At 71.0% G+C, this 26,116-nt stretch carries 26 protein-coding genes; 13 read left to right on the forward strand and 13 right to left on the reverse strand.

The features are described from left to right. Positions 1 to 12: 12 nt before the first annotated feature. Genes ACZK5N_RS11900 through ACZK5N_RS11920 form a run of 5 tightly spaced genes read right to left on the reverse strand, consistent with a single transcriptional unit; the run spans position 13 to position 3,470 of the window. Positions 13 to 1,167: a CpaE/TadZ family protein gene (locus tag ACZK5N_RS11900; RefSeq protein ID WP_463625005.1), complete on the reverse strand. Its 1,155-nt coding sequence runs from the start codon at positions 1,165 to 1,167 to the stop codon at positions 13 to 15. Continuing rightward, a complete protein-coding gene (locus ACZK5N_RS11905) occupies positions 1,164 to 1,886 on the reverse strand; it encodes a Flp pilus assembly protein CpaB (RefSeq protein WP_463625006.1) in 723 nt (240 codons plus the stop codon). The genes ACZK5N_RS11900 and ACZK5N_RS11905 overlap by 4 nt, the downstream gene beginning before the upstream one ends. Positions 1,887 to 1,910: 24 nt before the next feature. Then, the gene (locus ACZK5N_RS11910; protein WP_463625007.1) at positions 1,911 to 2,834 is read right to left on the reverse strand and encodes a pilus assembly protein TadG-related protein; all 924 of its coding nucleotides are present in this window, start codon (positions 2,832 to 2,834) and stop codon (positions 1,911 to 1,913) included. Further along, a complete protein-coding gene (locus tag ACZK5N_RS11915; RefSeq protein WP_463625008.1) occupies positions 2,822 to 3,310 on the reverse strand; it encodes a TadE/TadG family type IV pilus assembly protein in 489 nt (162 codons plus the stop codon). Before ACZK5N_RS11915 ends, ACZK5N_RS11910 begins: the two co-directional genes overlap by 13 nt. Next, the gene (locus ACZK5N_RS11920) at positions 3,270 to 3,470 is read right to left on the reverse strand and encodes a Flp family type IVb pilin (protein ID WP_463625009.1); all 201 of its coding nucleotides are present in this window, start codon (positions 3,468 to 3,470) and stop codon (positions 3,270 to 3,272) included. Before ACZK5N_RS11920 ends, ACZK5N_RS11915 begins: the two co-directional genes overlap by 41 nt. 195 nt (positions 3,471 to 3,665) lie before the next feature. Here ACZK5N_RS11920 and ACZK5N_RS11925 point away from each other — a divergent pair, with 195 nt between their 5' ends. The 5 genes from ACZK5N_RS11925 to ACZK5N_RS11945 all read left to right on the forward strand — a co-directional run bounded on the left by ACZK5N_RS11925 (position 3,666) and on the right by ACZK5N_RS11945 (position 8,845). Beyond that, positions 3,666 to 5,195, forward strand: coding sequence for a vWA domain-containing protein (locus ACZK5N_RS11925; protein ID WP_463625010.1), 1,530 nt, complete (start codon positions 3,666 to 3,668; stop codon positions 5,193 to 5,195). A 61-nt stretch (positions 5,196 to 5,256) separates the two neighbouring features. Further along, positions 5,257 to 5,550, forward strand: a complete 294-nt coding sequence (gene gatC, locus ACZK5N_RS11930; RefSeq protein WP_459019650.1) for an Asp-tRNA(Asn)/Glu-tRNA(Gln) amidotransferase subunit GatC — start codon at positions 5,257 to 5,259, stop codon at positions 5,548 to 5,550. Positions 5,551 to 5,552: 2 nt separating this feature from the next. Then, positions 5,553 to 7,058, forward strand: a complete 1,506-nt coding sequence (gene gatA / locus ACZK5N_RS11935; protein WP_463625011.1) for an Asp-tRNA(Asn)/Glu-tRNA(Gln) amidotransferase subunit GatA — start codon at positions 5,553 to 5,555, stop codon at positions 7,056 to 7,058. Continuing rightward, positions 7,055 to 8,545 carry an Asp-tRNA(Asn)/Glu-tRNA(Gln) amidotransferase subunit GatB gene (gene gatB / locus ACZK5N_RS11940; protein ID WP_459019652.1) on the forward strand — a complete coding sequence of 497 codons (1,491 nt, stop codon included), beginning with the start codon at positions 7,055 to 7,057 and terminating at the stop codon, positions 8,543 to 8,545. The genes gatA and gatB overlap by 4 nt, the downstream gene beginning before the upstream one ends. A 9-nt stretch (positions 8,546 to 8,554) precedes the next feature. Continuing rightward, positions 8,555 to 8,845, forward strand: a complete 291-nt coding sequence (locus ACZK5N_RS11945; protein ID WP_459019653.1) for an antibiotic biosynthesis monooxygenase — start codon at positions 8,555 to 8,557, stop codon at positions 8,843 to 8,845. A gap of 51 nt (positions 8,846 to 8,896) precedes the next feature. Here the strand turns inward: ACZK5N_RS11945 and ACZK5N_RS11950 are convergent, their stop codons facing one another. The 8 genes from ACZK5N_RS11950 to ACZK5N_RS11985 all read right to left on the reverse strand — a co-directional run bounded on the left by ACZK5N_RS11950 (position 8,897) and on the right by ACZK5N_RS11985 (position 19,746). Then, entirely contained in the window at positions 8,897 to 10,450 is a 1,554-nt protein-coding gene (locus ACZK5N_RS11950; RefSeq protein WP_459019654.1) for a peptidoglycan-binding protein, read from the reverse strand. Positions 10,451 to 10,479: 29 nt separating this feature from the next. Beyond that, complete coding sequence (locus tag ACZK5N_RS11955; protein WP_459019655.1) at positions 10,480 to 13,038, reverse strand: hypothetical protein; 2,559 nt, start codon at positions 13,036 to 13,038, stop codon at positions 10,480 to 10,482. 10 nt (positions 13,039 to 13,048) lie between these two features. Beyond that, positions 13,049 to 15,283, reverse strand: a complete 2,235-nt coding sequence (locus tag ACZK5N_RS11960; protein WP_459019656.1) for a hypothetical protein — start codon at positions 15,281 to 15,283, stop codon at positions 13,049 to 13,051. A gap of 91 nt (positions 15,284 to 15,374) precedes the next feature. Continuing rightward, entirely contained in the window at positions 15,375 to 17,795 is a 2,421-nt protein-coding gene (locus ACZK5N_RS11965; protein ID WP_463625012.1) for a CHAT domain-containing protein, read from the reverse strand. After that, positions 17,796 to 18,269 carry a hypothetical protein gene (locus tag ACZK5N_RS11970; protein WP_463625013.1) on the reverse strand — a complete coding sequence of 158 codons (474 nt, stop codon included), beginning with the start codon at positions 18,267 to 18,269 and terminating at the stop codon, positions 17,796 to 17,798. Beyond that, positions 18,266 to 18,823 (reverse strand): RNA polymerase sigma factor, encoded by a 558-nt coding sequence (locus tag ACZK5N_RS11975; RefSeq protein WP_463625014.1) that lies wholly within the window; start codon positions 18,821 to 18,823, stop codon positions 18,266 to 18,268. The genes ACZK5N_RS11970 and ACZK5N_RS11975 overlap by 4 nt, the downstream gene beginning before the upstream one ends. Further along, positions 18,820 to 19,026, reverse strand: a complete 207-nt coding sequence (locus ACZK5N_RS11980) for a hypothetical protein (RefSeq protein WP_459019660.1) — start codon at positions 19,024 to 19,026, stop codon at positions 18,820 to 18,822. Before ACZK5N_RS11980 ends, ACZK5N_RS11975 begins: the two co-directional genes overlap by 4 nt. 111 nt (positions 19,027 to 19,137) lie before the next feature. Then, positions 19,138 to 19,746, reverse strand: a complete 609-nt coding sequence (locus ACZK5N_RS11985; RefSeq protein ID WP_459019661.1) for a TIGR03085 family metal-binding protein — start codon at positions 19,744 to 19,746, stop codon at positions 19,138 to 19,140. Between the two features lie 24 nt (positions 19,747 to 19,770). Here ACZK5N_RS11985 and hisI point away from each other — a divergent pair, with 24 nt between their 5' ends. The 8 genes from hisI to ACZK5N_RS12025 are packed head-to-tail and all read left to right on the forward strand — an operon-like array spanning position 19,771 to position 25,730. Further along, positions 19,771 to 20,106 carry a phosphoribosyl-AMP cyclohydrolase gene (gene hisI, locus ACZK5N_RS11990; RefSeq protein WP_459019662.1) on the forward strand — a complete coding sequence of 112 codons (336 nt, stop codon included), beginning with the start codon at positions 19,771 to 19,773 and terminating at the stop codon, positions 20,104 to 20,106. Next, positions 20,106 to 21,593 carry an anthranilate synthase component I gene (locus ACZK5N_RS11995; RefSeq protein ID WP_463625015.1) on the forward strand — a complete coding sequence of 496 codons (1,488 nt, stop codon included), beginning with the start codon at positions 20,106 to 20,108 and terminating at the stop codon, positions 21,591 to 21,593. Before hisI ends, ACZK5N_RS11995 begins: the two co-directional genes overlap by 1 nt. Further along, positions 21,590 to 21,997: a hypothetical protein gene (locus ACZK5N_RS12000; RefSeq protein ID WP_463625016.1), complete on the forward strand. Its 408-nt coding sequence runs from the start codon at positions 21,590 to 21,592 to the stop codon at positions 21,995 to 21,997. Before ACZK5N_RS11995 ends, ACZK5N_RS12000 begins: the two co-directional genes overlap by 4 nt. A gap of 38 nt (positions 21,998 to 22,035) precedes the next feature. Beyond that, positions 22,036 to 22,242 carry an HGxxPAAW family protein gene (locus ACZK5N_RS12005; RefSeq protein ID WP_459019665.1) on the forward strand — a complete coding sequence of 69 codons (207 nt, stop codon included), beginning with the start codon at positions 22,036 to 22,038 and terminating at the stop codon, positions 22,240 to 22,242. Continuing rightward, a complete protein-coding gene (trpC, locus tag ACZK5N_RS12010) occupies positions 22,239 to 23,033 on the forward strand; it encodes an indole-3-glycerol phosphate synthase TrpC (RefSeq protein ID WP_463625017.1) in 795 nt (264 codons plus the stop codon). The genes ACZK5N_RS12005 and trpC overlap by 4 nt, the downstream gene beginning before the upstream one ends. Next, positions 23,030 to 24,265: a tryptophan synthase subunit beta gene (trpB, locus tag ACZK5N_RS12015; protein ID WP_463625018.1), complete on the forward strand. Its 1,236-nt coding sequence runs from the start codon at positions 23,030 to 23,032 to the stop codon at positions 24,263 to 24,265. The genes trpC and trpB overlap by 4 nt, the downstream gene beginning before the upstream one ends. Beyond that, positions 24,262 to 25,110, forward strand: a complete 849-nt coding sequence (gene trpA, locus ACZK5N_RS12020; RefSeq protein ID WP_459019668.1) for a tryptophan synthase subunit alpha — start codon at positions 24,262 to 24,264, stop codon at positions 25,108 to 25,110. The genes trpB and trpA overlap by 4 nt, the downstream gene beginning before the upstream one ends. Continuing rightward, the gene (locus ACZK5N_RS12025) at positions 25,107 to 25,730 is read left to right on the forward strand and encodes an SCO family protein (protein ID WP_463625019.1); all 624 of its coding nucleotides are present in this window, start codon (positions 25,107 to 25,109) and stop codon (positions 25,728 to 25,730) included. Before trpA ends, ACZK5N_RS12025 begins: the two co-directional genes overlap by 4 nt. The last annotated feature ends 386 nt before the right edge of the window (positions 25,731 to 26,116 follow it).

The following is a 26,116-nucleotide window of genomic DNA, read 5'->3' on the forward strand; positions in this document are numbered from 1 at the left end:
GCGCGGAGACGGTCAGCTAGGCCCATCGACCGATCCCTTTCCTCGTCCAAACAGTCTGCCTCGTGCGCGTCCGGGCTCTTGGCGCTTGGCAATTCGACCGACCAGGAGGCTCAGCTGTTTGGTCAGTGGGTCTTTTCCGCCGGTCTGGAGGAGGGGTATCCCCTGGTTGACCGAGATGGGCACGAGCTTGGCGGTGGGAAGGGCCACGTCGACCTTCGCGTTGATCGTGGCCTCGACATCCGCGATGGTAAGACCTCGGGAGGCATCCGCGAAGTTGATCACGACGTGCCGAGATTCGAGCAGCAGAGAGAGCTGGTTCAGAGTCTCGATCTCCTTCCGCAGCCCCCGCACGCCCGGTACGTCTAGGCCCGTGACCAGCACCAACTCGCTTGTGAGGTCGAGTGCGGCGAGCGTGTGTTCCGACAGGCCGGGCGCAGTGTCCACCACAACGTACTCAAAGGACTGCGCCAAGGCCCGGAGCAGGGCGGTTGCGTCGTCGGGGGTCACGGCGTCCGAGGCGGCCGGTGAGTCTGACCCAGGTACGACCCAGAGAGCGGTTTCGTGCCTCGTCAAATACGGCTTGAGCGCCAAGGGGTCTCCACCTGCGGCAGGACGGATGGCGTCGGGCAGCGTGTACGGTGGATTCAGGTTGAGAGCGCTCGCCACGTCGCCGAAGTGCAGATCGAGATCCACGAGCACCACGCGGTCCGGGAGAAGTTTGGCAAGTCCGACGGCGATGTTGGTGGCCACCGTTGTCTTGCCGACACCGCCTTTGGGGGAGGCGACGGTCACGATCCTTCCGCGCTGGGACGGAGTGGTGGCTTCGACCGCCGCGGGACGGCGGTTGCGGGCGATAGCCTCACGGAACGATTCCACGCCCGCGTCGGGGGAGATCATGTCCCGAACGCCGGTCCGCATGGCTTGGAGGGCGATGGCGGAGGGATCCTCGATGACGACTACCACTCGGGCCCAATCTCCGATTGCAAGAGCGCCCTGCGGATCTGGACTCGCATCGATGATCAGTAGCTCTGGCCCGGGCTGCGCAGAGAGCGCCCGCCCCAGGGCATCCGCGTCCTCGCCGGTGAACGTCGTGAGTTGACCGCCGGTAGCAAGCGACACCTGATCGACTAGGCGCGCGTCCCGTGCGACAAGGATGACGGCGCTCATGAGCCCACGTTCTCCACGTCGACGCGCTTGGTGCCGTCAACCGTGGAGCCGACTCGCTCAAGGGTTAGCCACAGGGTGCCGTGCTCGGCCCCCCACACCACTCGTTCGGCCTCCGCGGAACTGATCGCCAGCGTGATGTATTGCGCCCCTGGCGGTGGCGACGCCGCGTCCTCGCTTTGTTGTTCCTCGGTGGTCACCTGCTCAGCCGCCTGCACTCGGCCGACGAGCGCGCGGTGGAGAATCGTCTGGGACCAGTAGGGGCCCACATCGGGGGAAACCGACAGCACGATTCCCACGGTGTCACCCGCGACGAGCTTTCCTCCGAGCACCCGTTCCGGAGGCAGCAATAGGGTCACCTGGACAAGTTCCGGGGGGATCTCCACGACGTCACCGCTGAGGTTCTCGCGCGTGGTGAAGCGCTGCGGCACCAACTGCTCGCCAGGGACGATCGACCCTGCGGCAACGAGGTCCGCCACAGGGTCGGCTGCGGCCAGTGCCCCCGGGACCACGGCCACGAGAGGAATCTCGCGAACCTCGGCGTTCTCCCCGACCACCAGCGTGCCGCCAGTGGGGATCTCCGTGGTGACGACGAGCACCGGTGTGGGCTCCAACTTGGCGAGGGCACGTGCGTCCGCGCTCGCAACATAGGCCGCAATGAGAGTGGCGCCAATCAGAGCAAGGAGAGTGGCCACGATAGCGGCGATGACGCGTCTTCTCATATGGGGGTTTTCTCGTCCTTCAAGTCACTTGGTCAACTGCACCGTGGTGGCGCCGTAGTTGGGGCCGCCGCCATCGCTGGCGAGGTTGACGCGCTCCACGAACGTGCCAGTCACGTAGCGTTCGGCGCCGGTGCACTGGCCTGTGCCTCCGTACCACCCGGCACCTTTGTTCAGGCAATAGCCGGTCACTTGCAGGACGGCGTACCCGACGATGTGGTACTCCCCGCCCCCCGTTCCGGTGGCCTGGTCGAACAGGGGAATGAGGATCTCCTCGCCCACCATCCCGGTGAGGAGGGTGTTGCAGGCGCTGTTGTTGGGGCCGTCGTTGCCGGGAGATCCACCAGCCCAGGCGTCGAGACTCGTGGGCACGGTGCAGTCCGCGCTGCCAGCGGTGTCCAGCCAGTTCATCCCACCGGGCACCGTGTGCGGAGGATTGCCGGCGATGCAGTCCACTTTGTCGCCCTTGATGATCATCTGCACGGTGTCGCCCTGAAGCACGTCCGTGAGATGGCACAGCGACACGGTGAAAGGTGACACATGGGCTCCACCGATCCCGTCCCAGGTCGCGGTGGCGGAAGCGCCGACCTCGGACGAGTTGTTCCCGAGGACCGGGGCGAACCAGTGCTCACGGATGCTCCGGACCGTGACGGTCACCGAGGTGGGGCCATCCTCTCCCGGGCTCTGAACCACGACGCTGTCAATCTTGGCGTCTCGCTTGTTGCCCCGCGCGTAGCTGGTCGCCATCGCCGGTTGGTCCGCCTCGCAGGCGCCCTGTGCGCAACTCTGGGCCAGTGCCAGGGCTGCCGCATCAGCCCCATTCTGGAGTTCCTTGCGGTCCATGTACAGCGTTCCGACGTCGACCGCGATGGCGGTGAAGCCAACGAGTGAGACCATCAGGAATGCCACAGTGATGGCCACGGCGCCGCGCTCGGACTTCAGCCTCCACATCGCATCTCCCCCGTTCCGCTTGCTGTGAAATTCGCCCCGAAGAATCGCGTCAGTGTCGGGTATGTGTACGCCACTGTGACTACGACCGGAGCTCCCGGGCTGCATAAGCCGGGAACACTGACCGATGTGGGTGCGTGGCCCGTCGTGCTGCTGAATGCGGATGAGGCCACTCCTTGGGCCTGGGTCTGCTTTGCGGAGATGGCCATCTCACGGGCACCCTCGCGCGCGGCGCCCGCGGCAGAAGCATTGAGGAACGTCAGAAAGCCGAATTCGACCATCCCAAGAACCAGAATGAGGAGAATGGGCAATACCAATGCGAACTCAACCGCTGCGGCACCTGATTCCTTCTCACCAGTCATTTCGGTCCCCGGCCTCATATTTGGCGAGAGGGGTTGATCGGTGAACCGACCTACCCCTCTCCGGAGTAGTGCTTGATCAGAGGTTGAGTGCCGCGCCGACGTTGTCGAACACCGCATCGAGGTTCGTGCCAATCAGGGTGACTGCGGCGATGATGACCACAGCGATCAGCGCGACCATGATGCCGTACTCGACGGCGGTGGCGCCCTTGGTCTTGTCGGCGAAGCGACGGCCGACCACGTGGAGGAGCGCGGAGAGGTGGGAGAACAGTGCAACCATGGCGGTTGCCCCCTTTCAAGGAGAAGTCAAGGGGAAAATCCAGGTCCCCTGAGGAGGACAAACGCTTGTTCCCCCCGTCGGTTAAAGCAGTGGTCGGGGTGACCCCCCGTCAATGTACAATCCACGCGCGTAGCGCCGTGGGACGGGTCAGTCAAGTTCGGGGGACATGTGAAGGGGCTCAGAGCGACACTCGCGGTGCTAGTCAGCCTACTATATACCGTAGTAGGAGGCCTGTCGGCGGCCGCTGACGAGCAACTCGACACCCTCGCCGCGACACTCGGCATCCAGGACCAAGCCACAGACTTCATCCTCATGGTTGACACCTCCGTCTCCATGAAGGACGACGGCCGCTGGGGCCGCGCCCGGGAGGCGCTCAGCGGACTGTTCGAGTCACTCACCCCAGACGACCACGTCACCCTCATCACCTTCGACGACGGCGCCCAGACCGTCTTCGAAGGAACAGACCCCAACCCCGCGACACTCCTCGCCACGCTCCCCGACATACCCGAGGGCACGCAGACCGACATCGGCGCAGCCATCGACGAGGGCGTCGAGGCCCTCACCCGCGACGGCGCCTCGGAGGTGGCCGCGTTCGTGCTGCTCACCGACGGCGGGCTCGACGCCGCGGAGGGTTCCGCCTACGAGACCCCCGAGGCCCCGGCATGGGCCGCGCTCCGGAGCACCGCAGCCGCCGCGACCACGGGCCGTCAGGTGGGCGCCTTCGCCCTCTCGCTGGGCCCCGAGTCCGACGCCGGCCTCCTGACCCAGGTGTTCCCCGACGCCGACGTGGCGACCCCTGGGGACATCGTCGGCTTCCTTTCCGGCCTCTCCGAGGAGATCAAGCGGTTCCGCATCGGCGAGGTCCTCGCCCCGGATCTCGAGCAGCCCGTCACCGTGGCCGTCTCGGAGCCGCAGTTCACCGACGCCCGGGCCACCTTCACCGCGACCTGGACCTCCACGGCCACCCACCTGCCCACGACGGTTGCCGCCGTCCAGCTGACGCCGGGCGTCGACGGCGCCGCCGTCGGCATGGAACCTGCGACCCTCGAGCTCGCACCCGGACAGACTCAGACGAGCACCGTCACGCTCACGCTGCCCCCGGGCACGGACGCCGCAGTCGCCCTCGCCGCGACAGTCACGTCCCCCTGGCAGCCGCAGCTCGCCCAGCTCGGGCTCGCCCAGACGTTCCAGGCCACATCGCAGCCCGTGACCCTCACGACGGCCGCCGTCTCGCAGGCCCAGCCCAGCGCCACGGCGACGCCCACCGGCGGCCCCGTCGACGAGGGTCAGCCCGCACCGAGCCTCCTGGGCGCCCTTCCGTCCTGGGCGCTTCCCGCCGCCGCGGGCGTCCTCGCCGCCGTCGTCCTCCTGGCCCTCATCGCCGGCGCGATCCGCAGGCGCATGCCCCAGCTCGACGGTTCCCTGGCCCTCATCACGCCCCAGGGGGATGTGGCCGACGAGTTCCTCGTCACCGGAACCTCCACCAGGGCCGACCGCAGCGGGCTCACCGTCAAGGCCACACCCGCCAAGGGGGAGGCCATCCGCCTCAACGGCCACCTCGGCAAGGAGCGATTCGCCGCGACCCTCACAGACGGACAACAGCTAAAACTCCCCGACGGCCGAACCCTCCGCTACACCACGGAGCGCTCACGGATGCTCGAGATGATCAACGCCGGCGGCGCTGGGGCCCGCCGCCCGGAGCCTGACGGCCCCACGCACCCGTAACCCGCCGGGTCCTAAGATGGGGCGAGCCGCCGCCGCGGCACCCGTCGACTGAAGGAGCACCGTGGGTATCACCGCCGACGACGTGGCCCGGTTGGGCAGCCTCGCCCGCATCCAGCTCACCGAGCAGGAATGCGCGGAGCTGGCCCCCGAGCTCAACGTCATCCTCGAGTCCGTCCGCCGCGTCTCCGAGGTGGCCGGCGCGGACGTGCCCATGGCCACCCACGCCATGCCGCTGACCAATGTGTTCCGTGACGACGTGGTCACCGCGTCGCTCACGCAGGACCAGGCGCTCTCCGGTGCCCCCGACAGCGAGGACGGCCGCTTCCGCGTGCCCCAGATCCTGGGGGAGGAGTGAGCATGAACCCCCTCCTCGCCAAGCCCGCCCACGAGCTGGCCGCCCTCATGGCCGACGGCGCCCTCACCTCCGAGGACCTGACCGGCGCCTGCCTCGAGCGGATCGCGGAGCTCAACGGCGCCCTCAACGTCTTCCTCTCCATCGACGCCGAGAACGCGCTGAACCAGGCCAGAGCCATCGACGCCCGCCGCGCGGCAGGGGAGGTGCTCGGCCCGCTGGCCGGCATCCCCATCGGCGTCAAGGACAACTTCTGCACCACCGACCACCCCACCACCTGCGGTTCCCGCATGTTGGAGGGGTGGGTGCCGCCCTACGACGCCACCGTCGTGACGCGCCTCCGCGACGCCGGGCTGGTCATCGTCGGCAAGACCAACATGGACGAGTTCGCCATGGGCTCGTCGACGGAGACCTCCTACTTCGGCCCCACCCGCAATCCCTGGGACACCGAGCGCATCCCCGGCGGCTCCGGCGGCGGCTCGGCCGCGGCCGTGGCGTCGTTCATGGTGCCGCTCGCCGTGGGCTCGGACACCGGCGGCTCCATCCGCCAGCCGGGCTCCGTGACCGGGACCGTCGGCGTGAAGCCCACCTACGGCGGAGTGTCGCGCTACGGCCTGGTGGCCATGGCCTCCAGCCTGGACCAGCCCGGCCCCTGCGCCCGCACCGCCCTCGACGCCGCTCTCCTGCAGCAGGTGATCGGCGGCTACGACGCCCACGATTCGGCCTCCATCGACCAGCCCGTGGGCGACCTCGCCGGCGCCGCCACGGCCCCCGACCTCAACGGCGTGCGCGTCGGCGTGGTGAAGGAGCTCGGCGGCGAGGGCTACGAGCAGGGCGTCCTGGACCGCTTCGTGGAGGCCGTCGACCTCCTCCGCGAGGCCGGCGCCGAGGTGGTGGAGGTGTCCTGCCCCGCCTTCAGCTACGCGCTGCCCGCCTACTACCTCATCCAGCCCGCCGAGCTCTCCAGCAACCTCGCACGCTTCGACGGCATGCGCTACGGCCTGCGCGTCGGCGACGACGGCACCCGCTCCGCCGAAGAGGTGATGAACATCTCCCGGGACGCCGGCTTCGGCAAGGAGGCCAAGCGCCGCATCATCATCGGTACCTATGCCCTCTCGGCCGGCTACTACGACGCCTACTACGGCTCCGCGCAGCGCGTCCGCACCCTCATTCAACAGGACTTCGACAAGGCCTTCGAGGCCTGTGACGTCCTCGTCTCGCCCACCACGCCCACGGTCGCTTTCAAGATCGGCGAGCGCATGGCGGACCCCATGAGCATGTACATGGCGGACCTCTGCACCATCCCGTCGAACATGGCGGGCAACGCCTCGGCGTCGTTCCCCATCGGCCTGAGCGACGGGCTCCCCGTCGGCCTGCAGGTGATGGCCCCTCCCATGGAGGATCCGCGGCTGTACCGCGTGGGCGGCGTCGTCGAGCGGGCGCTCGAAGCCACGTGGGGCGCGCCTCTCCTGACGACAATGACCGACGGCCAGAAGGCGGTGTCCGCATGAGCGACACGGTGGACTACGACGACCTCCTCACCCGCTACGAGCCCGTCCTCGGGCTCGAGGTGCACGTGGAGCTCAACACCAACTCCAAGATGTTTTGCGGCTGCACCGTCGAGTTCGGCGGCGAGCCCAACACCCAGGTCTGCCCGGTGTGCCTCGGCCTGCCCGGCTCGCTGCCGGTGATCAACGGCAAGGCGGTGGAGTCCGCCATCCGGATCGGCCTGGCGCTCAACTGCCAGATCGCTGACTGGTGCCGGATGGCCAGGAAGAACTACTTCTACCCGGACATGACCAAGAACTTCCAGACCTCCCAGTACGACGAGCCGATCGCGTTCGACGGCTACGTGGACCTCGAGCTCGACGGCCGGACCTATCGGGTGGAGATCGAGCGCGCCCACATGGAGGAGGACGCCGGTAAGGCCCTCCACATGGGCGGCGCCACCGGCCGCATCCACGGCGCCAGCCACTCGCTGATCGACTACAACCGCGCCGGCGTGCCCCTCATCGAGATCGTCACCCGGCCCGTGAGGGGCGCCGGGGACAAGGCGCCGGAGGTGGCGAAGGCCTACGTGTCCTACCTGCGCGACCTGCTGCGGGCCCTCGGCGTCTCGGACGTGCGCATGGAGCAGGGGTCCCTGCGTTGCGACGCCAACATCTCGCTCATGCCCATCGGTGCCCAGGTGCTCGGCACCCGCACCGAGACGAAGAACGTCAACTCGCTGCGCTCGGTCGAGCGGGCCATCCGCTACGAGATGACCCGCCAGGCGGCCATCCTCGACGGTGGGGGCCGCGTGAAGCAGGAGACGCGCCACTTCCACGAGGCCACCGGCACCACGTCGCCGGGCCGCTCGAAGGAGGAGGCGGAGGACTACCGCTACTTCGCCGAGCCGGACCTCATGCCCATCGCGCCATCGCGCGAGTGGGTGGAGGAGCTGCGCGCCACGCTCCCAGAGCGGCCGTCCGAGCACCGCCGTCGGCTCCAGGATCAATGGGGCTTCAGCGACATCGACTTCGGCAGCATCGTCTCGTCCGGCGCGCTGTCGCTCGTCGAGGCGACGGTGGCTGCCGGCGCCTCGCCCGGCGCGGCGCGCAAGTGGTGGGTCACGGAGCTGGCGCGGCGCGCCAACGAGGCCGGCGTCGAGCTTGAGGAGCTCTCCATCACCCCGGCCCAGGTGGCCGCGGTGCAGGGGCTGGTGGACGACGGCAAGGTCAACGACAAGCTGGCCCGGCAGGTGATCGAGGGCGTGCTGGCGGGGGAGGGCGAGCCGTCCGACGTCGTTGCGGCGCGTGGGCTTGCCGTGGTGTCCGACGAGGGCGAGCTGAGCGCCGCCGTCGACCTGGTGATCGCGGCGAACGCGGATGTCGCGGCGAAGATCCGCGACGGCAAGGTCCAGGCCGCCGGTGCCCTCATCGGCCAGGTCATGAAGGCGATGCGCGGCCAGGCCGACGCGGCCAAGGTCCGCGACCTGATCCTGTCGAAGCTGTCCTGAGGAGGACCGATGTACCTGTTCCACGCCTACGTCACTGTCGCGGCCGGAGCTGAGGACGAGTTCGCCGAGGCGTGCGTCGTCAACAGCCGCGCGTCGCTGCAGGAGCCGGGATGCCTGAGGTTCGACGTGCTCCAGCAGGCCGACGACCCCACCCGGTTCACCCTGGTCGAGGCCTACCGCACCGAGGACGACCTGGCCGCACACAAGACGACCGACCACTACAAGGCGTGGGCCGAGGTGGCGAACCGGGTGCAGGTGGAGCCGCGTTCGAAGACTGTGTTCACCGTCGTCGCCGGCTGACCTCCGGGTCCCTGCTCACCGACCCGGAGGGGGCTGCTCAGCCCGCCCGGGTCAGCCCAGTGCGGCCCAGGTGGCTGGGCCCACGACGCCGTCGGCGGCCAGGCCCTGGCTTCGCTGGAAGCTGCGCACCTGGGATTCGGTCCCCGGGCCGAACTGGCCGTCGACCGTGAGCACGTAGCCGAAGTCCGTCAGGCGCTTCTGCAGGTACTGCACGTGCTCGCCGCGGTCGCCGCGGCGCAGCGTCGGGCGGGCCTGCGTGCCCTGGCCGCCGCCGCCCTGGTTGCTCGGTTCGCCGCCCCAACCACCGCTGGAGCCGCCCTGGTTGCTCGGTTCGCCCTGGTTGCCGCCCGTGGGCTCGTTCCATCCACCGTTCCACCCGCCGGACCCGCCGCCGCCCCAAGAGCCGGAGCCGCCGCCCGAACCTCCTCCCGTGGAGGTGCCGCCGCCGGTCCCGCCGCCGGACGAGCCTCCCCCCTCCAGCGCGGCCCACGTCTGCGGGCCCACCACGCCGTCGGCAGTCAGGCCGTTCCGCGACTGGAACGCGCGCACGGCGTTGGCCGTGGCGGGTCCGAAGCGCCCGTCGATGCTCAGCCACGCGCCGCCGTCGACCAGTTTCTGCTGCAGGTAGCGGACATCCTCGCCGCTGTCGCCCTGGCGCAGCGTCCGGCGGGTGGTGCCCGTCTGGCCACCACCCTGGCCACCGCCCCAGCCTCCTGGGTCGACCGGGACGGAGAGCGGCGGCGCCGTGATCGTGAACGGCCTCTGCGCCTGGAACGAGGCGCTCACGTTGCCCACCGTGTAGTAGTTGGGCACCTGGTCCATGGGCATCCGCCGCACGATGGTGCTGTGGAAGGCGCGGTAGTCGCCGCTGAACGACCCGTTTCCCCAGACCCCCAACAGCGCCTCGGTGAACAGGCCGTTGACGTCGCCGTCGCTGGAGAGCTGGTTGTCCTGGCAGCCGGAGATGAGGATCACCTCCGCCGCGATGTCGGTGCTGCGCGTGTGCCCGGCCACGGCCTGCGCGGCGCTGTAGACGTCCCGGCGCCGCACCGCGTCCGCCGCCGCGACACTGGGTGCCAACGCCCGCGGGCGCAGCTTCGTGAGGTGCACGTCCTCCGGCCAGTACTCCTGGCCGAGCGGGTTGCGCACCAGCGCCTCGCGGGTGGCGATGGCCAGGATGCTGCGCGCCACGGTGCCGGAGTGGCACGAGTCCGAGGTGACGACGATCCGCACGCGGGCCGGGAACTGCGCCCACATGCGGTGCAGTTCGTCGTCGAGCACCTGGCGGTCGTAGAGGCACCAGGTCTCGTCGAGCCGGTCCTCCTCGTCGCCGTTGGTGTCGCCGATCTGGCCGCCGTGGCCGGAGAAGGTGATCAGCGCGATGTCCCCGGCGACGGTGGCGCGGGCCATGTCGCCGAGCGCGGACAGCAGCGCCGACGACGTGGCGGCCCCGTCGAGCATCGTGCGGGTGCGGAACCCCTGCCCACCGGCGAGGCGTTCCATGTCGTTGGCGTCGTTGACGCAGCCGGCGAGCACGGCGGGCGCCGGGATGTAGCTGGAGGTGTCGACCACGTTGAGTCCGACGTGGAGCGAGTAACCGGTCATGGGAGTGTCCTTTCGTCAAGCGCTGTGGCTCAGGGCTGCGGTACGGGTGTGGGAATGGGGACGAGAACGCCGCGGGTGCGCACCGGCCAGTCGACCGGTGGAGCTGCGGTGCGGGTGCCGTCCGAGGCCACCGCGGTGACGGTGAAGATCACGGCGGGGTCGGTGGCGTAGGTGGTCAGCGGGAGCACGAACTGACGCTCGGCCTGCCGCTGGGTGCGGGTCAGGGTGATGGGGTCCGCGGCGGCGCCGAGGAACGTGGCCTCGATCTCCAGCCCCGCCATCTGGGCCAGGTCCCCGGTGGCGACGAACGTGACGCCCAGGTGAAGATCCTCGATGTAGCTGCGGGTCTCGTCCAGGCTCTCCATGCCGGGTTCGACGGAGTGGTCCAGCGCCAGCTCGCCAGTCGTTCCAGGTGACAGCGACACGGTGGCCTCCTGCCCGGGCGCGAGGAGCAGCGACGGTGAGGCCACGACGGCGCCGTCGGCGACCACCCGGTTCACCGATACGCGCCGGTCAAGCCGGTTGGCCAGCCGCACCTCGTCGCCTATCCGCTCCGCGGTCACCGGCCCCCCGGCCGGCCCGACGACGCGGCTCAGGTCGAGCCGCAGCGTGCTGACCGCGGAATCTCCACCCGGGATGGCGTACCGGGCCGACCCGACGAGCCCGCCGCGCCGCAGCAGGGTTCGGAGGGTGAGCAGGCCGGGGATGTCGGTGGTGAGCATGAAGGTGAACCCGGTGTCGATCAGCACGCAGTCCACGCGGTCCGAGCCCGGCACCGCCCAGCTGATCTCGGGCGCGACGCCCGCCTGCCACGGCCCGACGAGCTCCACCGGCCGGCCCAGCCGCTGGCGCAGCTCACCGGCAAGGAGCGAGAAGTCCGCCGCGTCAGGCTCGGGCTCCAGCGCCGCCGCCAGCACGCAGCGGATGTTGGCCGGGTTCTCCACGTCGATGGTGGAGGTGAGCAGCAGCGTGGGCTCGTACGCCCGCTCCGGGTCGTCTGCCGGGTAGCGGCCGACGGCGTAGTTCTCGGGGATGACCAGGAACCTGCCGGGCTGGGTCAGCGAGCGGAAGACCCTGACCCCGGCGGTGCTGACCGGCTCCGGCTGCCACGGCCGGTACTGCGTCTCGCCCAGGCGCAGCGCGGGCCGGCATCCGACGGCCTCCCATCCGTCGCCGCCGCGCTGCCGGTACAGCTGCGGGTGGTCGGCGCACGCTAGCAGCGCGGGGAGCCTCGTGGTGGCGGTGGCGCTCACCTTCACGTGCTTGACGACGCCTAGCTGGGTCAGGTCGAACTTCTCGAGGGCGATCGCCGGCGTCAGGCGGATCTGCGCCTTGGCCATGGCCAGCAGTTGCGTGGCCGCGATCGGGCGGGTGGCGTCATCGCCTCGCCTCAGCGCCATGATCTTCGGGGCGGTGAGACGATCGACAGTCAGCATGGACTGCGTCCGCTCGGTCCGCCAGCCGCTGTGTGCCAGGCCCACCTCGACGACGGCGGGTTCCGCCTGGAACCCAGGGGTTGACAGCGCCCCGTAGGCGAGGCGGGCCCAGTTGTTCTGCAGCACGAACGTGGCCGTGATCCTCGAGCCGTCCTCGCCCAGCACTCCGGTGACCTGAACCGAGTTCGCGGTGACCAGCTCGGTGCGTGCGGCGCCGTGGTCATCGCGGAAGGGCAGATGCAGCCCGATCTGGGGCACGCAGGGCACTGGCTTCAGGGTGGGCCGTCCCGCGCTCTCCCAGGGTGCGAGGGTGGCGGCGGAGGGCCGGGCGAGCAGGGTCACCACGACGGTGGCCTCCAGCGCGGGGGAGCCGTCGGCCTGGTGACCCACCTGGACCAGATCGAACCGGAAGGGCGAGGAGTCAGGGTCCTGTCCCGGGGATGGGACGTCGAGCAGGATCTCGGGGAGGTACCAGCGGTTGTCGCCCTGCCGGTCAGCCAGCAGCGGCCTGCCGTCCAGCACCGGCCCCGTCTCCTGGGGCGCCAGCGGCGTGGCCAGCACCAGACTCTCGGCCAGCAGCGGCCGGATCACCGCGGCCTGCGGGCGGATGGCCTGCATCAGGGGGACCGCCTCGTTCCGGCGCAGTGTCAGCAGCTCCCGGCCCGGGCCCCGGGTGCGAGCGGTGGAGCGGGCCGGAAAGACGTCGCGCACGGTGCCGCCCTCGGCGGTCACCAGGTGCACGATCCGGTCCGGGTTCTCCGCCATGAGCGGAGTGATCAGCTCGGCGACCGGCCGCCGCCACTGGCCGGCGAGGTCGTCGGTGCGGCGGGCGCGGATCACCAGGTCCGGCCCTCCGCCTCGCCCGGCCAGGGCGGTGAGCAGGCTTCGGGCCTCATCACCGGTCAGGGTCGTGGCCAGCGCCGCCGTGCCGAACGGTCCCCGGGACTCGGCGCGAACGGGCTCGGCCCCGTCCAGGCTGAACTCCACCCAGGCCAGGTCCTCGAGCTCGCAGTGCAGTTCGACGGCGAGGGTGGCGGTGACGACGAGGTCCGCTATGGCCTCGTGCGGCGCCGGGGTGCGGCTGAGCAGGAAGGTCACTGAGCACGACGGCGCCCCCGATGGGTCCCGTCTGACCGCGGCGATGCTGGCCATGACCGCATCCTCAGAGCGGGTAGGACAGGAAGGTGGCCGGTGTCCCGCGCGCCTCGCGGGACTCGGGGGCCGCCTGGGGCTGGGCGTCGGCCTCGGGGGCCGCCTCGGGCTGGGCGTCGGCCTCGGGGGCCTCGTCCGCCACCGCCGCGAGCGCGTAGACCTGGTCGTCGGCGGCAAGCTCCCGGCTCGACGGCGCGGCCAGCTCGCGGAGCCTGCGGACCCGATCCTCGGTCAGCGAGCGCGTGACCACGCCCTCGGCGTCCGGCGGGGGCACGTCCACGATCAGGGGACCGTTGCCGTTGGCGTTGACCCACGGCCCCGTCCAGCTCTGCCCCTTGCGGAAAAGGGTGCCCTTGACGGTGGCGGAGACCTGATAGCGGTAGTAGGGCAACATCTCGGGATCACCGGAGAAGATGGTCCAGCTGCGGTCCGCGTCGACGTCCTCGAATCCCCACCGGAACCGCACCGGCGCCAGGCCGAGCGGCCGGTACTCCCGGTCCGTGGCCTCCATCACCACCTCGACGGTCTGCGAGCGGTCCTCCAGCATCACGCCCAGGCCGATGGGACCCACCGCGATCCGGCCGGCGTTGTCCGCGCGAACCTCCAGCGTGGTGTCGTTGAGCAGGGTGCCGTTGGGTTCGGGATCCAGGTCGATCACGTTGCGCTCGATCTGCACCCGGTGGTACGGGTTGAGCGCCTCGCTGGGCGGCTCGGCCAGGTGCACCTTGCGCTTGACGTAGGTGAGGTCCGGCGTCCAGCCGGCCGGCGGGTTGCTGACATCGCCGGCCACCTTCTTGGCGGTCTGGAACTTCCACGTGGGGTCGTTGCCGTCGCTGCCGGAGAAGCTGTGGCCCTGCCAGTTCAGCTCGCCGCCGGTGTTGGGGTATCCGATCTGCACCGACAGGAACTGCACGGTGCGGTCCTCCCAACTCGCCACGGGGCGCACCACGCGGGCGAGGCGCTGCGGCCAGTCGTCGAGGTAGACGGTGAGGAAGTACTTGCGCTCCGCCTCCGGATCCGCCTTGATCTCATCGGCCATGCCGGCCAGGGAGCTGGAGATGGTGTGGTCCTGCAGGTAGGCGAACTGCCGGGTCTCTTCGTAGTGCAGGTCCAGGTGGCTCTCGTCGCGGCGGTACTTCAGCGACAGCCCCACGCCCCAGGGCGAGAAGAACGAGCCGCCGGAGGAGGCCTGCGCGGCCTCCACGTCCGGCTGAGGTTGATCGAAGATGGTCTTCTGTGCCATCTCCATGAACTTGTTGAACACCAGATCCGAACGCTCATCCATCTTCCGTGCGATCTCGTCGGCGCCGGGCAACGTGGTGTCCACCTTGACGTCGACCTTGATCGTGCCGGACTTGCGCATGTTGTTGAACTCGGCCTGCGCGTCCACCTTAGCCCACAGGTAGCGGCCCGACGCGGCGGCCGAGAAGTGCGTGAACACCGAGTCCCAGTTGCCGTCGATCTTGATGGTGCACACCGGGGACCAGACCTTCAGCTTGAAGTTCTGGATGACGATGAGCGGGCTGGCGGTGCCGTGGAAGGCGGCCCAGGCGATGTTGGCCGGGTAGACGCCCAGCAGGCCGGAGAAGGCGTGCGTGCCCGTGGGGTCGATCGAGCCGCTGCCCTGGCCCTGCATCATGGAGTACCACGGGTCCAGGTTGTTGTCGGTGGCCGGGGTGTCGCCGGGCTCCGGGTCGCGGGTGAGCGCCCGGTTGGCGGGCATGCCGACGGTGCGGAAGCCGCGCGGCCGGGCGCCGCGGGTGGGCTGGTCGGCCGTCGGAAAGCCGGTGGGTGTGGGAGCCATGTTGGACACGCTGGTGGTCGTCTGCGCGATCACCGCGGGGCGGAACATCGGTGGCTTGCGGGCGTTCTTGATGCCCCAGAACACGTCGGTGCTGTCGACCATCTGGGCGGTGATGGCGGCCTCGGCCTGCCGCCTGGTCTGCTCCGGCAGCGCGCCGGTGACGGAGAAGGTGAGGATGCCGCCGGCCACGTCCCCGCCCCCGCCGATCACGCCCTCGCCGCCGGTGCCCGAGAACCGCACCAGGTTGAACAGGTAATCGCCCTTGTCCGGCCCCTCCTTGCGGGCCATCCGGATGCGGTTGGGGATGTAGTAGAAGACCGGGGCCTCGCCTTGGGCGATCAGCTCGTGGTTGTTGACGTCGGGCAGGTAGAGCACGTCGTACCCGTCCTTGGTGATGGGTTGGGTGCCGCCGGCGTAGGTGGGACCCATTGCCTGAACCATGGTTGCGCCTTTCCTAGTCAGTCTCGATGCGCAGTGCACCGTCGATGAGACAGGAGGGCCAACGGCGCACTGTGATACGTCGCGACTCCGGTCAGACGGTGGCGCGCCACGGGGCGCCGAAGCACACGAAGGCGCCCGCGCTCGGGTGGGAGTGCGTGGCGCTGGCGAGCGCCGTCGCTGCGTCGGCCCCGCCGCAGAGCTCGGCGTGGTAGGCGGCCATCACGGCGGCCGCCAACTCGTCGCCGATGGGGGCGACGGGGGCGATGACGCAGACGGCGCCCGCGGACAGGAGGGTCGCGGTGAGGCCGAGGGGCTGGTCGCCGGGCCGGTGCGTGGCGCGCCCCACCTCGCACGCGGACAGCACCACGTGGCTGGCCCGCAGCGCGATGTCCTCCAATTCGTGGGCGAACACCGGGCCGTCGGCGAGCAGGAGGCTGGAGAACTGAGGGTTGTCGCCGCGGTGCTCGCCGTGCGCCGCCACGTGCACCACGTCGTCGGCGGCCAGCGCCTCGGGGAATCCCACGGCCCGCACCAACGGCCAGCAACCCGAGATGGCGTCCGCCTCCTGGGCCGCGAACGGCAGCGCCGGCCCGATCAGCACGCTCACCCGCGGGCGGTGCACCACCCTGCCGGAGGCAGCCCAGCTGGAGGCGGTGGGCGCGACGGTGACGGGCCGGCCCCGCAGCTGCGGCAGAGCCAGCCAGGGCACGCCGGCGAGCACGCGGGTGGGGACCACGACGAGTTGGCCGGGCAGGGCCTCCAGCGGCGCCGCGACCTGGCCGCCGAGTTCGGCCAGGCGGGCGTCCAGGGACGCCGCGACCGCTCCCGCCAGCGGGTGGGCCGGATGCAGGTTCGCCTGGGCGGTGAGGTCCGCCCGCGCGGCCTCCACCAGCTCCGCGGCCCGCTCGGCCGAGCCCAGGGACAGCACGACATCCGGGCCCTCGCCCAGCACCACAGCCATCACGGTGTCGCCCCGCCGGATGGTGACCACCAGGCTGCAGCCGTGCGCGCGTGCTGCGCGGCGCAGGGCCGCCGCGGTCAGTGTGGTGGCGGTGGGCGGCAGGTCTGTGACCGCGCCCCAGGTGAGGGAGCGGAGTTCGCGCTCGCCCGCGACGATGGCCCGCGTGTCATCCTCGACGCTGGGCCCCGCGGGATCGAATTCGGCGCGCAGCCGCCGCAGTACTGTGGCTGCCTCCCGGACGCGGGGGTCCGCCGCCGGGCTGACCCGCGGCTGGGGCCGGGTGGCGGCGCGCCACCGCTCGGCGGCCTCGACGAGGGCGCTGGGCCCGCGGGGCGCGGCCAGTTCCAGGTCCAACGCCGCGGCCGCCTCCCCGTGGAGGGCGGACGCGGTGCGGAGGTCCAGGCTGGCCAGCCCGAGCTGTGAGTGGACCAGCGTGGCGTTGGCCCGTCTCAGCACCCGGCGCGCCTCGTCGGCGTCGCCACGGCGGGCGGCGGCGGTGGCCAGCGCCACCAGCCCGGCCAGCCGCAGCGAGACGACGGGGGAGCGCGAGAGCCACGCCACGTCGGGGGTGAGATCCGCGACGTCGGCGTCCTTGGCAGACGGGGCACGCATGCCGGCCGCCGCCGCCTGCGCGGCCGTCAGCCTGTCGCCGACCTCGAGGGACGCCTCCCACAGCGCCCGGGCCGCCGCGATCCGCGGCCGGGCCATGAGTTGGAGCAGCACCGCCCGGCGGTGCCAGCCGTCGGCGCCGCGGCGCCGGAAGACGCGGGCCGCGGCCCGGCTGCGCTCCAGCGCCTCGTCGGGGTGTCCCAGCAGCAGTGCGCAGCGGGCGAGATCCAGGTCCACCTCAGCCGTCTGCTGGGCGCCCGGACGGCCCTCGCGGGCCATCAGCAGGAGTTCGTGGGCGTCGTCGATGAGGCCGGCCTCCACCAGCGCCCTCGCCCGGTCCTGGCGGGCCACGGAGCGATCCAGGTCCACGTCGAGGGCCTCGGCGTCATGCATCTCCCGCAGCGCGGCGGGCAGGTCGCCGCGCAGGAACCGGACCCAGCCCAGGTTGTGCCGCGCCATGAACGACACGGGGCGGACGCCGAGCTCGTCCGCCAGGTCCGCGGCCAGCGAGAGGTCCGCGGCGGCCTCGTCGAAGCGGCGCAACTCGGAGGCGATGGTGCCGCGGTTGAGCAGCAGCCTCATCCGGTCCGGCGCGGCCAGGGAGTCCGGGTCGATGCCGCGCAGGGCGCGCCAGGCGGCCGGGCGGTCACCGGAGCGGGCGAGCAGGCTGCCGGCCTGGACCTCCGCGGTGCGCGCGACGTGCGGCAACCCGCGCGCGCGGGCCTCCGCCGCGGCCGCGCTGAGCGCCTCCAGCGCCGGCGCGCAGCCCTGCTCCTCGAACGTGATCCACGCCCTCGAGATCCGGATCCGCAGCGCCAGCTCCACATCGGAGGGCGGGCATGCGCCCGCGGCCCGGCTCAGGAGCGCACTCGCCTCAGCCGTGCGGTGCTCCGCGAGCGTCGCACGGGCCCGTTCATAGAGCTCCGGTGCGGAATCGATCACCTACACCTCGATCGTGGGCGTGACGACGGGGCGCTGGTCGGGGCGGGTGGGTTGGATGAGGAAGCGCAGCGGGCCGTGGGGGACCAACGGCCAGACCAGGCGCCCGGTGGCGTCGGAGACGCGGACGTCGACGGTGTCCGACGTGCGGGCCTCGACCGTGACGCCGCCTCCGGTGACCCAGCCGTCCACCCGGACCCCACCGTCGACCTCGCTCAGCACCACCATGAGGCTGAGGGTAGAGGCCGTGAAGGTGACGGTGTCGGTCACCGCCGGGTCCAGGCCCCGGGCCGCCAGCAGCGGCCGGCCGTCCAGGGCGGCAAGCTCGGCGTTCATCAGCGCCAGCGACAGCGCGAACGTGAGGCGTTCCATCATGCCGATGGGCAGCGGGTCCAGCTCGGCCTGCGCGGTGGCGAGTGCGCCGAAGATGGCGACGTCGTCCGCGTCGAGGGGCTGCAGGGCGTCGTTGGTGGTCATGCGGTGCTCCAGGAGGGATCGTCGGCGAGCGCGCGGCGCAGCGTGGCCAGGCACCGTCCCCGGGTGGGGCCGATGGAGCCGACCGGCATGCCGAGCGCGGCCGAAATGGTGGCGTAATCAGGTGCGGCGGCATACGCGATGACGCGCAGCAGCGCCTGGCAGCGGGGGCTGAGCTGCCTGACGTGGGCCCAGAGGCGGCGGCTGAGGTCGTGGTTCTCGGCCACCGCATCAGGCGTGGGGGCGCGCGCCGCCACGGCGTCGCTCAGCTCGGCCGTGGCGGGCACGCGCGCCGCGCGCCAGGCCTCCCGCTTCGTCGTGGTCAGGAGCCACGCGAAGACGGCCTGGGGCTCGACGATGGTCGACGCTTTGCTCACGAGCGCGAGCCACGCCGTCTGCACCACATCCTCCGCCTGCGCAGGGGTGAGGCCCGAGGACCGGGCCACCGCCCACAGCGGCGGGGTGAGGAGGGCCACGAGTTCGCCCAACCGGGCAGTGTCTCCCTCGCGGAAAGCGACGAACGCTTCGGCGGCGGATGTGGCCAGCGTCGCCGTCACGGCGCCCGACCGGCCGGGGCCAGGGACGTCGCGGGTCTGGAAGGCCGCCGGGCCGAGCCGTAGTAGGGCATGGGCACGTAGTAGGGCATCGGCACGTAGTAGGGCATGGGGACGTAGTAGGGCTGCGGCGCGAACGTCCCGCGATGGGGAGCGCGGCGCGCAGGGGCGTGAGCATCGAGGATGCAGCGCGGTGAGGGTGACATGGGGCACCTCCGGGGATCGGACCTCAGGACTTCACCGGTAAAGAGCGAGCCGTCGCGTCCCTGATACCTCATCTTCCACCGCGGACCGAGCAGACGCGAGCCGCCTTCCGGTCAGAGGACCGAGACGGCGTCCCGCCAGGCCTCGATGGCGTCCGGCTCACCTCCCACCGCGACGTCCGCGTCACGCCCGCTGAGCAGCAGCACCAGCTCCGACGGCAGGCCGGAGAGATGGATGGGGCGGTTGCCCTGCCCGAGCGCACTTTGTTGCGCGGTGTCCGTGCGGGTGATCAGTACGCGCCCGCCGTAGGCCACCTGCGCCTTGCGGGCAAGCAACTTCGCCACCGGCCACAACTCCTGCTGCTCCGCGGCGGTGAGCTCCTGGCCGCCGTCGTTGGCGCGCAGCACGTCCTCGTGGTGGATGAACAGCTCGCTGGTGTTGACCAGCTTGTCCAGCGGCCGCATGATCCAACCCGGGCGGGCCACGGCGTCGACCACCGCCGGGTAGCCGAGGCGGTGCAGTTCCTCGGTCTGGATCCGCTCGGTGCGCCCGGCCAACTGCGGCACCGCGATGCCCGGCAGCGCGTCGAGGCGGTGCTCGCGCACGTAGAGGTGCGCGGCGAGGTCCTGGGTCTGCCACCCCCCGCATCGGGTGGGGGCGAAGGGGCCGAGGTCACGCAGGAGGTCGACGAGGGCGGCGCGCTGGCGCTGGGCGAAGGTCATGGCCCCCAGCTTAGGCAGGGCAGAATGTCACCCATGACTGCCACCATCGCGTACAACTCCGACGGACTCGTGCCCGCCGTCGCCCAGGACGCCGAGACGGGGGAGGTGCTCATGCTGGCGTGGATGGACGCCGAGGCGTTGCGCCGCACCCTCACCACCGGCCGGGCGACGTACTGGTCGAGGTCGCGGCAGGAGTACTGGGTCAAGGGGGAGACCTCGGGTCACACGCAGGAGGTGGTGGACGTCGCCCTGGACTGTGACGGCGACACGCTGCTGCTGCGCGTCCACCAGGTCGGGGCCGCCTGCCACACCGGCAACCGGACGTGCTTCTTCACCCCCCTCACGGCTGGGGAGCTCTGATGAGGATCACCCCGTCGCTGGAGGAGTTCACCGAACTCGCCCCGGACCGCCGGGTGATCAGCGTGTACGCCAAGCTGCTGGCGGACGACGTCACCCCGGTGGGTGTGTACCAGGCGCTGTGCGGCGCCCGCGAGGGCACCTTCCTGCTGGAGTCCGCCGAGGCCGGCGTGTGGTCGCGGTACTCCTTCATCGGGGTCCGCACCGCCGCCACCCTCACGGAGCAGGACGGCAAGGCGCACTGGATCGGGCACCACCTCGTCGGCGTCGGAGACGGCGACCCGCTGGAGGTGCTGCGCGCCACCCTGCTCGAGCTGGCCACCCCCATCGTCGAGGGCCTGCCGCCCTTCCACGCGGGCATGGTGGGCTACCTCGGCTACGACGTGGTCCGCCGCCTCGAGCGGCTACCGGACAGCACCGTCGACGACCTCGAGCTGCCGGAGCTGGTGATGATGCTCACCAGCGAGGTGGCGGTGCTGGACCACCACACGGGAGACCTGTGGCTGATCGCCAACGCCATCAACTTCGACGGCACCGACGAGGGCGTGGAGCGGGCGTACTACGGGGCGGTCGCGGCCGTGGAGGACATGGCGGAGAAGGTGCGCGCCCCCCGGCCGTCGTTGGCCGCGCAGGAGGGCGCGCCGGTGACGCCCGAGATCCGTCGCCAGCGCACGTCCGCCGAGTACATGGCCATGGTGGAGGAGGCCAAGGAGGAGATCCGCGCCGGGGAGGCGTTCCAGATCGTGGTGTCCCAACGCTTCGACGTCGCCGTCACCTCCGACGCGCTGGAGGTGTACCGGGCGCTGCGGCTCACCAACCCCAGCCCGTACCTGTACCTGCTGCGGCTGCCCGGCTTCGACGTCGTCGGATCCAGCCCGGAGGCGTTGGTGACCGTGCAGGACGGCCTGGTCACCACGCGCCCCATCGCCGGCTCGCGGCCCCGCGGCGCGACGCCGGAGGACGACCGCAGGCTGGGCGAGGAGCTCCTGGCGGACCCCAAGGAGAAGGCCGAACACCTCATGCTGGTGGACCTGGGCCGCAACGACCTCGGCCGGATCTGCAAGCCCGGCAGCGTCACGGTGCACGAGTTCATGAACATCCACCGCTACAGCCACATCATGCACCTCGAGGCCGCCGTCTCAGGGCGCCTGTCGCCTGGCCGCAGCGCGCTGGACGCGGTGCTGGCCTGCTTTCCCGCCGGCACCCTCTCGGGCGCCCCGAAGGTCCGTGCCATGGAGATCATCGACAGGCTGGAGGTGTCGCGGCGGGGGTTGTACGGCGGGGTCGTCGGGTACTTCGACTTCGCGGGCAACTCGGATGTCGCCATCGCCATCCGCACCGCGGTGCTCTCCGACGGCGTGGCCCACGTGCAGGCCGGTGCGGGCATCGTCGCGGATTCGGTGCCGGAGACCGAGGACGCCGAGTGCCGGCACAAGGCGCAGGCCGTGATCACGGCGCTGGCGCGTGCCGAGGCGATGGGCACCGCGTGACGCGACGGTGGCCGGTGACGCTGCTGGCGCTGGCCGGTGCGCTGACCGCGGGCTTCTCGGCGCAGGCCGGCGGCAGCGGGGTGGCCTCCCTGGCCTGGGCGGTGGCCGCCGGGCTGGGCCTGTCGCTGATGCTGCGAGGCGTGCCGCTCCGGGTCCTCGGGACCTCCTTGGTGGTGCTCGCCGTGGCCTCCGCCGGGTGGGCGGGTCAGGCCGGGCAGTGGGTGGCGCTCGTCGGGTTCCTGGTGGCGCTGGTGGGTCTGCTGGCCATGGCCTGGTGGGGGCCCGGCTGGGTGGCGCGACCGCGGACCGCCGGGGAGCACCCCGTCGATCTCTGGAAGGCGATGGACGAGGGCGCGGACCCGACAGGTGAACAGGACGTGCACCGCGCGGGGCCCGCAGGGTAGTCTCGCCACGAGCACGAGTAGCGACGAAAGGCCCGGCAATGGCGCGTACCCCGCAGTACTACCACCACGGCAAGAGCCCCATGGCCTGGACCGCCGCGGGCATCGCCGCCCTCGGGTTCATCATCGCGGCAGCCGGATCGCTGATGGGTCCCAATTGGGCGCTCGTCATCGCCGGTGGAGTGATCGTCCTCATCGCCGGCGTGGTCGCCATGGTCATGAAGGCCATGGGCTACGGGCAGCCGTGACCGTCCTCGACGACATCATCGCCGGAGTCCGGCTGGATCTTGAAGACCGGAGGGCGCGCGTCCCCTTCGCGGACGTGATGCGCGAGGCCGAGCTGGCCGCGCCCGCGCTGGACCCCATGGCGCGGTTCCGGGCGCCGGGACTCGCCGTGATCGCCGAGGTGAAGCGGTCCTCGCCCTCCAAGGGCGCGCTGGCGGACATCGCTGACCCGGCGGCGCTCGCCGCGTCGTACGAGGCCGGGGGCGCGGCCGCCATCTCCGTGCTCACCGAACGACGGCGGTTCAGCGGGTCCCTGGCGGACCTGGACGCCGTGCGCGCCGCCGTCGGTATCCCCGTGCTGCGCAAGGACTTCATGGTGGAGGAGTACCAGTTCCTCGAGGCCCGCGCGCACGGCGCGGACCTGGTGCTGCTCATCGTCGCGGCGCTCACAGACGCGCAGCTCACCCGCTTCGGCGCCCTGACCGCAGACCTGGGCATGACCCCGCTGGTCGAGACGCACACCGTCGACGAGGTGGACCGGGCGCTGGCGCTCGGGTTCGAGCTGATCGGCGTCAACAACCGCAACCTCAAGACCCTCGACGTGGACCTGGCCACCTTCGGCGCGTTGTCGGCGCACATCGGGGGCGGGCCGGTGCGGGTGGCCGAATCCGGCATCCTCCGCCCGGACGATGCCGCGACGGTCGCGGCGCAGGGCGCCGACGTCATCCTCGTCGGCGAGGCCCTGGTCCGGCACGGGGACCCCAGCCGAGCCATCGCAGACTTCATGACCGCCGCAGAAAGGTCTCCCGCATGAACATGCCAGACGAGAAGGGCCACTTCGGGCGCTACGGCGGCCGCTTCGTCCCCGAGGCGCTGCAGGCCGCGCTGACTGAGCTCACCGTCGCGTTCGAGGACGCTCAGGCGGACCCGGCGTACCGGGCCGAGCTGGCCCGGCTGCAGCGCGACTACTCCGGCCGCCCCACGCCCATCACGGTGGCGGACAACTTCTCGAAGTTGTGCGGCAACGCCCGGATCCTGCTCAAGCGCGAGGACCTCAACCACACCGGAGCGCACAAGATCAACAATGTGCTCGGGCAGGCGCTGCTCACCAAGCGGATGGGCAAGACGCGCGTCATCGCCGAGACCGGCGCGGGGCAGCACGGCGTGGCGACGGCGACGGCGGCGGCGTTGCTGGGGCTCGAGTGTCGCGTCTACATGGGCGAGGTGGACACCAGACGCCAGGCGCTGAACGTGGCGCGCATGCAGCTGCTGGGCGCCGAGGTGTTCGCGGTCGCGGCCGGCTCCCGCACGCTCAAGGACGCCATGAACGAGGCCATGCGCGACTGGGTCACCACCGTCGACACCACGCACTACCTCATCGGCACCGTCGGCGGCCCCCACCCGTTCCCGTACCTGGTGCGCGAGTTGCAGCGGGTCATCTCCACCGAGGCTCGCGGGCAGATGCTTGCGGACCACGGCGCACTGCCGGACTATGTCGCGGCGTGCGTGGGTGGCGGCTCCAACGCCATCGGCATGTTCTACGACTTCATCCCCGACGAGTCCGTGAAGCTCTACGGCTTCGAGGCCGAAGGGGAGGGCGTGGCGACGGGGCGGCATGCGGCGACGATCGTCGCGGGGTCGCTGGGCGTGCTGCACGGCGCCCGCACCATGGTGCTGCAGGACGAGGACGGGCAGACCATCGAGTCGCACTCCATCTCCGCGGGCCTGGACTATCCCGGCGTCGGCCCCGAGCACGCCTGGCTGGCGGAGACCGGACGCGCCGTCTACGAGGGCGTCACCGACGACGAGGCCATGGACGCCTTCAAGCAGCTCAGCCGCACCGAGGGCATCATCCCGGCCATCGAGACGGCGCACGCGCTGGCCGGCGCCCGACGCCTCGGCCTGCGGATCGCGGCCGAGGACCCGTCGGCACGGCCCTCCATCCTGGTGTGCCTGTCGGGTCGCGGTGACAAGGACGTGGCCACCGCCGTCGAATACTTCGGCCTGACCGGCGTGCCGGACCAGACCGTGGGGGGAATGGAATGAGCCAGTTCACGGACCCGGCGCGGTTGGGGATCTCCGGCCGGGTCGTCGCGAGGGCGCTCGACACGGGGCGCCCGGCGCTGGTGGGGTATCTGCCGGTCGGGTACCCGAGTGTCGCGGATTCGATCCTGGCGGTCAGGGCCATCACCGAGGGCACCGAGGGTCGCGGCGTGGACATCGTCGAGATCGGCATCCCGTACTCGGACCCGCTCATGGACGGGCTGGTCATCCAGCAGGCCACCGCCAAAGCCCGCGCGCGCGGCGTGCGAACGAAGGACGCCTTCCTCGCAGTGGAGGCTGTGGCGCAGACCACAGCCACGCCCATGGTGATGACGTACTGGAACCTCATCGAGGCCTACGGGCCGGACGCGTTCGCCCGGGACCTGGCAGCCGCCGGCGGCGCCGGCGTGATCACCCCGGACCTGCCGCCGGACGACTGCCCGGAGTGGTTCGACGCCACCGACGCCCACGGCCTGGACCGGGTGTTCCTCATCGCGCCGTCGTCGACGGAGGAGCGGATCGCCCTCACCATGGCCTCCTGTCGCGGCTGGGTCTACGCCTCCAGCGTCATGGGCGTCACGGGAGCCCGGGCCGCCACCTCGGACGCCGCCCCGGTGATCACCGCCCGGGCCCGCGCCGTCGACCCGGGGCTCCCGGTGGGCATCGGTCTCGGCGTGTCCAACGGGGATCAGGCGGCCGAGGTGGGTCGGTACGCGGACCTGGTCATCGTCGGCTCGGCCCTGCTCAAGTGCCTGGACTCCGACGGCCTGGAGCTGCAGACGGACCTGGCCCGTCTGCGCCGGCTGACCGACGAGCTGGCCGAGGGCGTGGAGCGGGCGCGCCGGTGATCGGTCGGCGGTCCGTGCTCGGCCTGGGCGTGCTCGGCCTGGTGGCGGGATGCTCACCCGCCGACGACGGGCCGGTGGCCAGCGTCAACACCGGGCAAGGGGAGTGGCATGGCACGTCGCTGGCCGACGGCGGGAACCCGCTGCCGGACGTGACGCTCACGGACCAGTTTGGTCAGCCCTACAACCTGGCCACCGGTCCCACCACCACAGCGGTGGCGCTGTTCTTCGGCTACACCAACTGTCCTGACGTGTGCCCCGGCATCATGGCGGACATGGCCACGGCCAGGCGCCGGCTGCCTGAGGACCTCGTCGACGACATCACCCTCATCGTGGTCACCACGGACCCGGCGCGCGACACCCCCGAGGTGCTGAAGACCTACCTGTCCCGCGTCGACGACTCGTTCGTGGGGCTCACCGGCAGCCTCGACGACATCAAGCCAGCGGCGCTCAGCCTGGGCATCGACATCGCCGACGGCAAGCAGCTGCCGTCCGGCGGCTACGAGGTGGACCACGGCACCTACGTGCTTGGCTTCGGCGAGGACCGGCTGCTGCGCGTGGTGTGGAACGGGTTGTCCGCCGGCGAATTGAAGGACGACTTCCAGCGGCTCATCGCCGGCTGACGCGCGGTGTCGCGGCTTCCCGTCTCGTCGGGTTCTGGCCGGTAGCGGGGTTGAGCCGGACACGGCTTCTAGTTTCATTGACGGTAGATCGGGTCTTGGCCGAGACTCGGTTCAGGTGTCCGGGGTGGTCGCTCTCGTTCGCGGCTGTCCACGTAGTTCGCGCGTGTGACTCTCAATTGGACTGCGCTGCCCCGGTCACCGAAGACGGGCGGGAGAGGCTCAAGAAGGGAATGCTCTGCTCGTAGAAGCGGTGCCCTCCCCATGCCCGAACCAAGGTCGGATTCGACAGGCTCCGGGAAAGGGGGCAGATGCGATGAGTGAGAACATGCCACGGGTGGTGATCGGGATGGATCCGCACAAGCGGACCGCCACCATCGAGGTGATGA

The sequence above is a fragment of the Tessaracoccus pujii genome, assembly GCF_055326215.1.